At 65.7% G+C, this 11,551-nt stretch carries 12 protein-coding genes; 2 read left to right on the top strand and 10 right to left on the bottom strand.

Annotation, left to right across the window (positions count from 1 at the left end; all coding sequences use genetic code 11):
• Together LDO54_RS26630 and LDO54_RS26625 are read right to left on the bottom strand one after the other, a co-directional pair.
• A partial coding sequence (locus tag LDO54_RS26630) for a DUF2242 domain-containing protein (protein WP_224013669.1) occupies positions 1-659 on the bottom strand: 659 nt, incomplete at its 3' end.
• Positions 660-1,069: 410 nt separating this feature from the next.
• Positions 1,070-2,230: a branched-chain amino acid ABC transporter substrate-binding protein gene (locus tag LDO54_RS26625; RefSeq protein ID WP_436975693.1), complete on the bottom strand. Its 1,161-nt coding sequence runs from the start codon at positions 2,228-2,230 to the stop codon at positions 1,070-1,072.
• A 411-nt stretch (positions 2,231-2,641) separates the two neighbouring features.
• Here LDO54_RS26625 and LDO54_RS26620 point away from each other — a divergent pair, with 411 nt between their 5' ends.
• Positions 2,642-3,316 carry a GntR family transcriptional regulator gene (locus LDO54_RS26620; RefSeq protein WP_224013668.1) on the top strand — a complete coding sequence of 225 codons (675 nt, stop codon included), beginning with the start codon at positions 2,642-2,644 and terminating at the stop codon, positions 3,314-3,316.
• Positions 3,317-3,449: 133 nt separating this feature from the next.
• Here the strand turns inward: LDO54_RS26620 and LDO54_RS26615 are convergent, their stop codons facing one another.
• A complete protein-coding gene (locus tag LDO54_RS26615; protein ID WP_224013667.1) occupies positions 3,450-4,811 on the bottom strand; it encodes an APC family permease in 1,362 nt (453 codons plus the stop codon).
• 251 nt (positions 4,812-5,062) lie between these two features.
• Positions 5,063-5,893, bottom strand: a complete 831-nt coding sequence (locus LDO54_RS26610) for a carbon-nitrogen hydrolase family protein (protein ID WP_224013666.1) — start codon at positions 5,891-5,893, stop codon at positions 5,063-5,065.
• Between the two features lie 144 nt (positions 5,894-6,037).
• Here LDO54_RS26610 and LDO54_RS26605 point away from each other — a divergent pair, with 144 nt between their 5' ends.
• Entirely contained in the window at positions 6,038-6,889 is an 852-nt protein-coding gene (locus LDO54_RS26605) for a helix-turn-helix transcriptional regulator (RefSeq protein WP_224013665.1), read from the top strand.
• A gap of 70 nt (positions 6,890-6,959) precedes the next feature.
• Here LDO54_RS26605 and LDO54_RS38940 read toward each other — a convergent pair whose 3' ends face one another.
• The 6 genes from LDO54_RS38940 to LDO54_RS26575 form a co-directional block, all read right to left on the bottom strand.
• A complete protein-coding gene (locus LDO54_RS38940; protein WP_224013664.1) occupies positions 6,960-7,382 on the bottom strand; it encodes a rubredoxin in 423 nt (140 codons plus the stop codon).
• Between the two features lie 43 nt (positions 7,383-7,425).
• Positions 7,426-7,749, bottom strand: coding sequence for a hypothetical protein (locus tag LDO54_RS26595; protein WP_224013663.1), 324 nt, complete (start codon positions 7,747-7,749; stop codon positions 7,426-7,428).
• Between the two features lie 139 nt (positions 7,750-7,888).
• Entirely contained in the window at positions 7,889-8,446 is a 558-nt protein-coding gene (locus LDO54_RS26590; protein WP_224013662.1) for an FUSC family protein, read from the bottom strand.
• 124 nt (positions 8,447-8,570) lie between these two features.
• Positions 8,571-9,977, bottom strand: a complete 1,407-nt coding sequence (locus tag LDO54_RS26585) for an aspartate aminotransferase family protein (RefSeq protein ID WP_224013661.1) — start codon at positions 9,975-9,977, stop codon at positions 8,571-8,573.
• Positions 9,978-10,183: 206 nt separating this feature from the next.
• Positions 10,184-10,597, bottom strand: a complete 414-nt coding sequence (locus LDO54_RS26580) for a DoxX family protein (protein ID WP_205995712.1) — start codon at positions 10,595-10,597, stop codon at positions 10,184-10,186.
• 173 nt (positions 10,598-10,770) lie between these two features.
• Complete coding sequence (locus LDO54_RS26575) at positions 10,771-11,496, bottom strand: pirin family protein (RefSeq protein WP_224013660.1); 726 nt, start codon at positions 11,494-11,496, stop codon at positions 10,771-10,773.
• Between the last annotated feature and the right edge of the window lie 55 nt (positions 11,497-11,551).

Here is an 11,551-nt window from a genome sequence, read left to right as displayed (position 1 = left end):
GCAGCCGCAGGCGCCGCCGAGCCCGCCGAAGCGGTCTCGCTCGTCGCTGCCGTCGCAGTCGTGGGCAGGATCTCGGGCGGCAGCGGCGTGATCTGGATCGCACCGCTGCCCGGCACCGGCTCGCTTTTCGCCACCGTGCCCAGGTAATGGCTGACCAGATCGAAGAAGCGCGTGTAGAACGTGCCCGACTGGATCGTTTCGCTCGAAATCTTCACCATTTCGTCGCTGTTCGAGCGGATCGGCAGCGAAACCGACCCCAGAATCGACAGCCCCACGCTCGCCGACGTATCGCTTTTCTTCAGCGCATAGCCGTTCTGCACGGCGTTCACGTAGACCATGCTCGAATTGCTCGCGTCGCCGGACGTGCAGACCACGTGCACCTCCACGACGATGTGCTGGTCGCTGGTCGGCTGGAAGTTCTTGGTGGCGTCGACGGTGTCGCTCTTGGCCATCGTCGTCATGTAGCCCTGGCTCAGCAGCGCGCGGCGCGAGGCTTCGCAGGCGTCGGCGCTGCCATAGGCGAAATTGCGCGAGAACGGGCTGGGGGCGCTGCTCCACAGCTGGTCGTCCTGGAATTTAGGCTTCGCGGACGAGCACGCGCCCAGCGCGGCGGCTAGCGGAATCAGCAGAAACGGGGCAACTCGGGAAAAACGGGACATATTCGAGGAGGCGAGGCGGCAAACGTCGGACGGCAAGCATTGTAGTTCGGTTCGGGTTTCCACGACCGAACGGTCGTATCGGGGGCGCGATCGGCGGGCCCGAAAACGAGCGAAAGCAGACAAAATCGCGCACCTGAACCACGGCAAAACGACGCACATGGCGAAAGTGAGCGCCTACTCACCATACTATTCTCCGCCATCGCGCGGCAAAAGCGTGGCGAAAAAAATGGCCAAAAAAAACGGGCTTTCGCGTGGAGCGAAAACCCGTGTCAACCCGGCGCGCGTCCCGGCGGACGGAGAAGTGTGATCCGCCGCTGGCGCGCCGCAGCCGGGTACCGCCGGCTGTTCCCCTGGACCGCGCGGCGCCGGAACGCCCCGAAGGGCGGCCCATCGCCGCGTGGAACGATGCTTTACTTCGTGCCGACCGTCGTGAGCGGCTGCCACTGGCCGTTCACGACCTTGTAGACGGTCACGCCGCCGTACTTCAGGTCGCCGTACTGGTCGTAGGCAAGCTCGTTGGTCGTCACGCCCTTCATGCTGGTCGCCTTGAGCGCGACGAGGAACACGTGCGGATCGGTCGAGTTGGCCTTCTTCATCGCGGCGATCACGGCGCGCGTGCCGTCGTAGGCGTACGGCGAGTACAGTTCGACCGGCTTGTTGAAGCGCTTCGTGTAGCGCTCGACGTAGTCCTTGCCGCCCGGCATCTGTTCAAGCGGGCTGCCGCCCGACGACGCCAGCGCGCCTTCGGCCGACGGACCGGCGATCTTGATCAGCTCGGCCGAATGGACCATGTCGGGCCCGATCAGCGTGGCCTTCATGGCGAGCGACTTCATCTGCTTGAGCATCGGCGCGGCTTGCGTGTCGGCGCCGCCGTAGAAGATCGCGTCGACGTCGGCCGACTTGATGTGCGTGAGGATCGAGCGGAAGTCGACGGCCTTGTCGTTGGTGAATTCCTGCGCGACCACGGTGCCGCCCGCCGCCTTCACGGCCTTCGCGAATTCCTCGGCCACGCCCTGGCCGTAGGCCGTGCGGTCGTCGACCACGGCGAAGCGCTTGAACTTCAGATCCTTCACGACGTAGGCGCCCAGCACGCTGCCCTGCTGCGCGTCGGAGGTCACGAGGCGGAAGGTCGTCGGCAGGCCCTGGCGCGTGTAGGCGGGCGCCGTGGCCGTGGCGATTTCGGGGATGCCGGCCTTCGCGTAGATCGGCGCGGCCGGGATGCTGGTGCCCGAGTTGAAGTGGCCGATCACGGCGGACACGCCATCGTCGACGAGCTTCTGCGCGACCGTCGTGCCGGTGCGCGGGTCGGCCTGGTCGTCGTAGGCGTCGATCACGAAATGCACGGGCTTGCCGCCGATGGTCGGGTTGGTGGCGTTTTCGTCCTCGATCGCCATCTGCACGCCGCTCTTGAAGTCGGCGCCGTAGTGGGCCTGGCCGCCGGTCAGCGGCGCGGCGAAGCCGATCTTGACGTCCGTGCCCTGGGCGAGCGCGGCGGCGCTCCAGAGGCCGGCGAGCGCGGCGATCATGACGGGTGCGCGCAGGCGCAGGCTCGGGGTGGTGTGGCGTGCCATCTTGGTTCTCTCCTCAGCGTTCTACGTTTTCATGGGCGCAGGCGGGCCCGCGCCGCGCACGGAAATGCGCGGCGTGCCGTTCTGCATAGGGGTGAATCGGTCGTCGCCGGCCGCCGGGCGCACGCTGGCGCCCGAACCGTCCTCGATCCGGCCTGAATCCGTTGCGTCCGCAACGTCCTCGGGGCGGTCCGGCGGATACGCTAAAATTGTTTGTTTTTCAGATGTTTACAACATCCCATACGGTCTCCAGACAAGGACGCGGCAACGGCAAATCGATTGATTGACGGATACACTCTGTCCCAACAAGTATCCATCAGTGATTGGATTGTATCCAATTCTGGCAGGCAAAAAAAACGACGACAACTTTTTTTCGTCGGCCGGCGTTCGGCTGGCGCAAACGCACACGAACACATGACGACAGTGCAGGGCAAGGAAGACCAGCGATCGCTGCCTCAAACCATCCGCGAGCAGTTGCGCGAGGAGATCTTGCGCGGCGTGCTGCCGCCGGGCGCGCAACTGCGCCAGGAGAGCCTCGCGGAGCGCTTCGGCGCGAGCCGCATTCCGGTGCGCGAGGCGCTGCGCCAGCTCGAAGCCGAAGGGCTCGTGAGCTATCAGCTCAACCGCGGCGCGGTGGTGATGGCGATGTCGACGCGCGAGATCTGCGAACTGCTCGATATCCGCGCGGCGCTGGAGACCTACGCGGCGAAGCTCGCGGTGCCGAACATGGTGGCCGCCGACATCGACGTGATGAAGCGCATCCTCGCCGCCTATGACGCCGCGACCTCGCCCGCCGACTGGGCCGAGTACAACCGCCAGTTCCACCTCGCGCTGTGCGCGCCCGCGAACAACCAGCGGCTGCGCAAGATGATCGAGGAATATTGTTTGTCGACGACCAATCGCTATCCGCATCTGCGCATGTCGCTCGACACGGAAAAGGGCGACGTGCAGCGCGATCACTACGAGATCGTCGACGCCTGCAAACGGCGCGCTGTGGACGACGTGGTCGAGTTGATCGAGCGGCACATTCTCGATACCAAGCGCGAGGTGATGGCCGCCGCGCGGCTGGCGGGCCTGACCGATCAGTGATTTGACGGGATTGGACTCGTTGCGCGTGCAACGAAAAACGGCGAGCGCCCATGCGGGCGGCTCGCCGTTTTTTATTTCAGCGCGTACGGAACGCGCTGTATTTCGAGGCTTATTTCAAGGCTTATTTCAAGGCTTAGACCGCCATTTCCGGCGGGGCGCGGCGGAAGAAACGCGTGATCCAGCCGAGGTACGCGAGGCCGAGCACGAACCAGACCACGCCGAGCACGATCGCGGTTTTTTCCAGGCTGCAGAGCAGCCAGAGGTCGGTGACCGCGCCGATCAGCGGGAACACCAGGCCGCCGAGCACGCCGAAGCCGCGCGTGCCGGCCGCGCCGCTGAAGTACTGGCGGATCACGCAGAGGTTCACCGACGTGAACGCGAGGAACGCGCCGAAGTTGATGAACGACGTCGACGTGGCCACGTCCAGCTTCAGCGCGATCAGGCCGACGATGCCGGCGATCGCGATGTTGATCGCGGGCGTGCGGAAACGCGGGTGGATGTAGCCGAAGATCGACTTGGGCAGCACTTCGTCGCGGCCCATCGCGTAGAGCAGACGGCCCACGCTGGCCTGCGCCGAGATGCCCGAGGCGAACTGCGCGAGGATCAGGCCCGCGAGGAAGATCGTGACGAAGATGTCGCCGCCGACCTTGCGCGCGATTTCGAACGCGGCCGAATCCGGGTCCTTGAACACGGCGCCCGGATGCGCGAGCTGCAGCGTGTACGCGGCGATCACGAAGATCGCGCCGCCCACCAGCGCGATCAGCACGATGGCGCGCGGAATGGTCTTTTCGGGCTCGATGGTTTCTTCGGTGAGCGTCGAAACGGCGTCGAAGCCGAGGTACGAATACGCGGCGATCGCAGCGCCCGCCATCGTCGCCGAGAGCGGCACGTGCGGCTGGAAGAACGGCTGTGCGGTCAGCAGGCCGCCCGGACCCGCGGCGGCTGCGGCGTAGTGGCAGCAGAGCACGACGAACACGGCGGCGATGCCGAGCTGCACGACCATCAGCACGATGTTGAAGCGCGCGGCCAGTTCGATGCCGAGCACGTTCAGGCCGCTCGTCAGCACGATGAACGCGACGATCCAGATCCACGCCGGAATGCTCGGGAACGCGGCGCCCAGATAGGCCGCGCCGATCAGCCAGATCACCATCGGCAGGAAGAAGTAGTCGAGCAGCGTGGCCCAGCCGATCATGAAGCCCAGATGCGCGTTGAAGCTCTTGCGCGTGTACGTGTAGGCGGAGCCCGCGACCGGGAACAGACGCGCGAGCTTGCCGTAGCTGAGCGCCGTGAACACGATCGCGACGAGCGCGATCAGGTACGCGAGCGCGGCCGTGTCCTGGCTTGCGCCGGCGAGCACGCCGTAGGTGCCGTAGACGATCAGCGGCGCCATGTAGGCGAGGCCGAACAGCAGCACCGACGGCAGGCCGAGCGTGCGCTTGAGGTGCGGTTCTCGCGCGCTACGCGAGCCTTGGGCGGGTGGCGAGGATGGCTTCATGATGCAGGTGTCTCCGAAATGCTGCGGGTGGGTTGCAAGGATCTGCGAGTGAAGTCCAGCCGATCTCTGCGCATGCGTGAGTGAGGCGCCGGGTTTCGTGCTGCGCAATTTGATTCGGGGTGCGAATCAGTGCGCGTCGCGAGCCTGACGCGAGCGATGGCCGGTGTTCGGGCCATGCTTCGTTGCTTTATTTTTTGGGTGCTCGCGGCGGCGCGCGTGAGGCTGGCGCGCGCCGCCGCGGTGAAACTGGTTTAGCGCGTCCGCGCGCGGATATTGAGCGAGCGGCGGCCCTGCGCGTCGTTTTCGTCGGCGAGATTCAGTGCGATGCGCGCGTCGTGCAGATAGCTGTAGTGCTCGCGGCTCTGCGCGAGCAGCGCGCGATCGACCGTGACCGGCAGCACTGCGTCTTCGTTTTTCAGTTCGGCCAGCACGTCGCCGAACGGGCTGATCAGCGCCGACTCGCCGGGGAACGTGAGGTTGTCGTCGCCGTCGCCGATACGGTTCACGAGCGCCGCGAACATCTGGTTTTCCATCGCGCGCGCCACGATCGCGCGGCGGTGCACGGGGCCGAACGGATCCATATTGCCGTTCGTGACGACCAGCATTTCGGCGCCGAGCGAGCCGACCGCGCGCGCGGTCTCGGGAAATTCGATGTCGTAGCAGATCAGCAGACCGACCGTCATGCCCTTGAATTCGCAGACTTCGTAGCGGTCGCCGGGCGTGAACACGCCGACGTCGGTGGCCCACAGATGCGTCTTGCGGTATTGCAGCGCGATCTCGCCGCGCTCGTCGATCAGCACGGTGGTGTTGTAGAAGCGCTCGCCGTCACGTTCGGCGAGGCCCACGGCGACGGCCACATTGGCGTCGCGCGCGGCGTCGCGCACGCGGGTCAGCGACGGGCCGGACAGCGTCTCGGCGATGTCGCGCACGTTCTCGCGCGTGGGAAAACCGGTGAGCGTGGCTTCGGGAAACACCATGAGGTCGGTGCCCGCGCGACGCTTGCCGATGGCGTCCAGGGTGCGTTCGAGGTTGGGCGCGACCGCGCCGTCCACGAGAGGAATTTGCGCGAGTTCGAGTTGCATGTCTGTCTCCGATTCTGCCTCTAACTACGGGCTCGCGAGGCATTGAGCTTATAAAATGGCCGCGCGAGCATCAGGAGCGGCTATTATCACCACGTTATTTTTGTCCAGGAATTACCCAGCAGGGGTACCCTGATCGGAGGACTCATGGAACCCGACTGGCAGGACCGCGCGTTCCATCATCACATCGCGACGCTGATCGACGCCCTCGACGGTCCCGATTTCTGGACCCGCGCGACTCGTGTGATCGAGCGCTTCGTCGCCTTCGACAATTGGGTGGCGCTCGTGTTCGTGCGCGATCGTGCGCCGCTCGTCTGCGGCGAGTCGCCGATGCCCGACGGCACCGTGGATCTCTTGTTCCGCGCGTATCTGGAGGGGATGTACCAGCTCGATCCGTTCTACATCAACGCATGCGAAAGGCCGCGCGCGGGGCTGATCACGCTCGCCGAAGTCGCGCCCGACAACTTCCGCATGACGGACTACTACCAGCGCTATTTCAAGAGCAACATCATCGGCGACGAAGTGCAGTTCAACGTGCCGCTCGATGCGCGGCGCACGCTGATTTTTTCGCTGGGCGCAAAGCACCATTACACGGAACGCGATGTGGCGCAGTTCGCGATGTTCGCGCCGTGGGTGATTGCGTTGATGCGCCAGCGCCTGGCGTATGAGCCGCGCGTGGCTGCCGACGAGGCCGAGGGCGCGCCGCAATCCGAAGCCGTGGCGGAACGTGTATCGGCGGAGGAGCGCGAGCTCGATTACGCGAGCCGCTTCGAAACGGTCACGCAGCAGAGCGGACGCACGCCGCTGACCGCGCGCGAAGTCGAGGTCGTGCGGCAGAGTTTGTCCGGGTTTTCGACGCGCGCGATCGCCGAGCGGCTGGAGATCTCATTCGAGACCGTGCGGGCGCACAAGAAGCATATCTACGCCAAGCTCGGCGTCAGCTCGCAGTCGGAACTGTTCGCGCTGTTTTATGAGCCGCACGGGCGCGAGGGGGCTTGAGCGTGCGTGGGCGTCGGTAGATGACCCCGCGCGTCGTTGAGCGCGGGGCGCGTGCTTCAGAACGCGTGCTTCAGAACTCGACCAGCGCGAAGTCTTCCTTGCCCACGTCGCAAAGCGGGCAGCGCCAGTCGTCGGGCACGTCGGCCCAGCGCGTGCCGGGCGCGAGGCCGTCATCGGGCGCGCCGGTGGCCTCGTCGTAGACCCAGCCGCAGATCACACAGACCCATTGCTTGAAGCTGTCGTCGGCCGCTTGTGCGGCTTTCGGCGCGTTCGTGTCTTGCGCGGACTCGGCCAGCGCGTCCCCACGCGGCGTGTCGAGCGCGACGACGAGCGGCGCCGACGTGCTCTCGCGGTTCGCGAGCCGGGTTTGCAGCGTGTCGAGCAGCGCGGCGGCTTCTTCAGCCGTGAAGTCGATCCAGTAGGGATCGCCAGCGCCGTCGTTCAGACGCTCGGGGGAGAACTGGATTTCGAGGGCGACGCCTTTCTTGTACATAAGCGAAAACGGATTCCTGGGCGTCCCGTGCGGCGCGCCGCGCTTAGACGAACAGACGGACCAGGAGCGAGCCAGCGATGCCGCCAAAGGCGATCAGCGCGAGCATCTGCAGCAGAGAAATGGTCTTGCGCGACGAAGCGTTCGGGGCGGGATGACGGGTCGTGGTGTTCATGGATGTGCGATGGTCGTGCGACGCGCGCGGCGGCCGGATGGCTGCGCGGCGCTGATGGTGGCGAAAATCGGTCGAAATCTCGTGCGCCGACGTGGGCGCGGCCCGGAGTTTCGCACGATTTCGCGCCTGCGGGGGCAATTGCGCGGTGACCGCGCGCAGCAGCCGCACCAGGCCGAGGCTTCGGCGCAGGCCCATCGGCACGACGCTGCTGATTATCGCCGCTAATCGGCTGAGGATTGCGCAGCGAACGGAGATGGATTATTTCGCGAGGGTTGAGAGCGTGGGGCGACTCTTTCTTCGGACGAGGCATCAGGCCCTTCTTCGCGCCCCCTGCTCAAACATGTAGCCACTTCCTTTCCACCAACGAAAACACCCAGCAAACCGGCACCGCGCAGGCCATGCCGATTGCCACTTCGGCCACCCGGAACAGCGCCACGTCCCACACGGGGCCGTGCGTGGGCACCAGCAGCACGATGGTGGTCGTGATCGCGCCGAGGCGTGCCGCCGTGCTCACGCGCAGGCACCAGCACGCGATGATGACGACCGCCACCGCCACCAGATACGCGGTGAAATTTTCGGGCCCGAGCGTGGCCGCCGCGAAGCCCACCACGCCGCCCGCGATGGCGCCGATGAACTGGTCGCGCGACTGCGCGAGCGTGTCCGCGTAGTCGTGCTGGGTGACGGCGATGGCCGTGATCGCGGCCCAGAATGCCTGCTCGGTGTGCAGTGCGCGGCCGATGGCATACGCGAGCCCTGCGCCGCACACGGCGCGCAATGCCATCAGCGTGCCTTGCGCGGCGCGGCTTTTGAGCGGCAAGCGCTTGAGCGCGCCGAGCGCCGATTGCTGGAGCGAAGTGAGATAGGCGGACAGATTTTCTTGCGGGTCGAACATCGCGCGTGCTGGAAAAGTCGGGCTGAAAACAATGACAAAAGTAAACGACAACGTCGTAACACGGCGTGCCGCCAAGGCGACGCCGCGAGCCGGCGAAGCATAGCAACTCACGCATGCGGCTGGCTTACGCCGCGCACAGTTCTCCCACGCAGTCGCCGAAGGCCGCGAGCAGGCGGTCGACGTCGCCCGCCGTGGTGTCGGGACACACCAGCATCATGTTGTGGAACGGCGTGATCAGCACGCCGCGATTGAGCAGATAGAGATGGATCACGTGTTCGAGTTCGTCGTCCATGGCGGCGCGCGCTTCGCTGCCGTTGCGCGGCGGCGTGGCGCAGAACTGGAACTCGCTGCGCGCGCCCACGCGCGTCACGCACCACGGCAGCGCGTGCGTCTCGATGATCGCGGCGAGTCCCGTCGCCAGGCGTTCCGAGAGCGCGAACATCTGCGCATAGGCGGCTTCGGTCATTACTTCGTCGAGCGTCGCGCGCATCGCGCTCATCGACAGCGCATTGGCCGTGAGCGTGGTGCCGATGCCCGAATGGCCCGGCGGCGCATCGAGCTTGGCCTTTTGCGCGCGTCCCGCGAGGCCGGCGCTGAAGCCGTATACCGCGCACGGCACGCCGCCGCCCACCGGCTTGCCGAGCACGAACAGGTCGGGCTCGATGCCGTGCTCGCGCGCGTAACCGCGCGGGCCGCTGCTGATGGTGTGGGTCTCGTCGATCAGCAGCAGCGCGCCGTGGCGCTTGATGAGCGCCTGCGCGTCGCGCCAGAAGCCTGCTTCGGGCAGCACCATGCCGACGTTGGTCATGGCCGGTTCGGCGAGCACACACGCGACGTCGTCATTCGCGAGCGCCTGTTCGAGCGCCGCGAGGTCGTTGAACTCCACCACGCGCGTATGCGGCAGCAGGTCGTGCACCTGGCCGAGCAGGCTCGCGCGTTGAGTGGGCACGCCGTCGACCAGGTCGACGAAAACGTCGTCGACGGTGCCGTGATAGCAGCCGTTGAACACCACGATGACGTTGCGCCCCGTGGCCGCGCGCGCCCAGCGCAGCGCGAAGCGGTTGGCGTCGCTCGCGGTCATGGCGAATTGCCAGTAAGGCAAACCGAAGCGTCCGGCGAGCGCCGCGCCGACCGCCACCGCATCTTCGCCGGGCAGCATGGTCGTGAAGCCGCGTTCGGCCTGCTTCGCGAGCGCGCGCGCCACGGCGGGCGGTGCGTGGCCGAACATCGCGCCTGTGTCGCCGAGACAGAAGTCGATATAGCGATGGCCGTCCACGTCGCTGAAAGCCGCGCCGCGCGCGGAATCGACATAGAGCGAGAACGGCGTGGACCAGTCGTTCATCCAGTGCAGCGGCACGCCGAACAGCAGATGCCGCGCCGCCTGTTCCGAGAGCGCGCGTGACTTCGGGCGCGCGGCGACAAACGCTTCGCGCTCGCGCGCCAGGACGCGCTGCGCGCGTTCGCGATTCACGCCACGGTATGGCGGATTGTGCGGGGCCTGCGGGTTCTGCGGGTCGTGCGAGTGCTGCATGGGGCGCTCCTGACTCCTGTGGGGTTCGGAGCATCCTCGCATGGCCGGCGGGCGTTCGACAATTCGGTCAAATAGCCTATGCCGTCCGGCCGATGGGCGAGCGCCGCGAAGCCCGCCGCACAATAAAAAACGCGCCGCTTCGCAAGAGCCTTGCGTCGCGGCGCGTTTCCTTCGGCTTGACCGGCGCGGAGCGTCGGCCCGTCGTCTTACTGCCGGTCGATCGAGAACTTGCCCGGACCGGCCACGGCGAGGGCCAGCAGACCGCCCGCGATGCTCACGTTCTTGTAGAAGTTGATCATGTTCGCCATCTGGTCGGCGCCCGTCATGTTCCAGAAGTGATGGCCGATGATCGCGGTCGCCACGGTGTAGAGCGCGAGCAGCACGGCGAGCGGACGCGTATAGAAGCCCACGATGATCAGGATGCCCACGACGAATTCCATGACGACGGCGATCACCGCCGAGAGCATCGGCGCGGGCGCGCCCACGTGCGCCATGTAATCGACCGTGCCGGAGAACCCGGTGATCTTGGACCAGCCGAACAGCACGAACAGGGCGGCCAGCAGGATGCGCGAGACCAGCAGGACGGCATCGTTGCCTTGCCCGAACAGGTTATGTCGCATGGTGTATTTCTCCGAAAAATTTGATTGAGGCGTTTAAGTTATTGACTTGATTTGCGCGCTCGCCGGGCGGCGGCCTGAGTTCGTTCGCATCGTTGTCGATCCATGACGTCGATACCGTCGACACGTCGAAACAGGCCGCCTGACTCCGGTTTGCACGCCCTGGCGTGCAGGGCTTACGACCAGAGTTCCGACACTTCGATATTACGCAGATCGAACACCAGGACTTCGGCATCGTGTCCGTCGGTGAAGGTCAGTTCGCGTTCAGAGCGGATCCGCGCGCCGTCGCCTTCGCTCATTTCCACACCGTTGAGCTTCACGCTGCCGCGTGCCACGTGCACATAGGCGTGGCGTTCGGCGCCGATCTCGACCTTCGCGCTTTCCGCGCCGTCGAGGCGGCCGGCGTAGACGCGGGCGTCCTGGCGCAGCAGCAGCGAATCGTCGGCGCCGTCCGGCGAGAGGATCAGGCGGAACTTGCCGCGCTTTTCCTCATCGGCGATGTTCTTCTGCTGATAGCGCGGTTGCGCGCCCTTCTCGTTCGGCGCAATCCAGATCTGCAGGAAGTGCACCGGCTGATCGGCCGAATGGTTGAACTCGCTGTGCGCCACACCCGTGCCGGCGCTCATCAGCTGCACGTCGCCGGGGACGATCACCGAACCCGTGCCCATCGAATCCTTGTGTTCGAGCGCGCCTTCCAGCACGTACGAGAAGATTTCCATGTCGCGGTGCGGGTGCTTGCCGAAGCCGCGCGCCGGAGCGACGCGGTCGTCGTTGATCACCAGCAGGTCCGAGAAGCCGGTCTGCTTCGGGTCGTAGTAGTTCGCGAACGAAAAGGTGTGACGCGAGCTGAGCCAGCCATGTTCACCGCGGCCACGTTGGTCTGCTTTGCGAAGTTCGATCATGTTCTCTCTCCAGTTCGGTGGGGCCGTTTCGGCCCGGAATGTTGTGCTGCGATGG

Source organism: Paraburkholderia tropica (assembly GCF_914484835.1).
GTDB classification, from domain to species: domain Bacteria; phylum Pseudomonadota; class Gammaproteobacteria; order Burkholderiales; family Burkholderiaceae; genus Paraburkholderia; species Paraburkholderia tropica_A.
This window is presented reverse-complemented; position numbering and strand designations above follow the sequence as displayed.

Coding starts and splice junctions, on each gene's coding strand:
- LDO54_RS26610 (WP_224013666.1), bottom strand. CDS start 5,893: ATGCAACTCGAACTCGCGCAAATTCCTCTCGTGGACGGCGCGGTCGCG.
- LDO54_RS26595 (WP_224013663.1), bottom strand. CDS start 7,749: ATGGGCCTGCGCCGAAGCCTCGGCCTGGTGCGGCTGCTGCGCGCGGTC.
- LDO54_RS26575 (WP_224013660.1), bottom strand. CDS start 11,496: ATGATCGAACTTCGCAAAGCAGACCAACGTGGCCGCGGTGAACATGGC.
- LDO54_RS26615 (WP_224013667.1), bottom strand. CDS start 4,811: ATGAAGCCATCCTCGCCACCCGCCCAAGGCTCGCGTAGCGCGCGAGAA.
- LDO54_RS26590 (WP_224013662.1), bottom strand. CDS start 8,446: ATGTTCGACCCGCAAGAAAATCTGTCCGCCTATCTCACTTCGCTCCAG.
- LDO54_RS26605 (WP_224013665.1), top strand. CDS start 6,038: ATGGAACCCGACTGGCAGGACCGCGCGTTCCATCATCACATCGCGACG.
- LDO54_RS26620 (WP_224013668.1), top strand. CDS start 2,642: ATGACGACAGTGCAGGGCAAGGAAGACCAGCGATCGCTGCCTCAAACC.
- LDO54_RS26625 (WP_436975693.1), bottom strand. CDS start 2,230: ATGGCACGCCACACCACCCCGAGCCTGCGCCTGCGCGCACCCGTCATG.
- LDO54_RS26585 (WP_224013661.1), bottom strand. CDS start 9,977: ATGCAGCACTCGCACGACCCGCAGAACCCGCAGGCCCCGCACAATCCG.
- LDO54_RS38940 (WP_224013664.1), bottom strand. CDS start 7,382: ATGTACAAGAAAGGCGTCGCCCTCGAAATCCAGTTCTCCCCCGAGCGT.
- LDO54_RS26580 (WP_205995712.1), bottom strand. CDS start 10,597: ATGCGACATAACCTGTTCGGGCAAGGCAACGATGCCGTCCTGCTGGTC.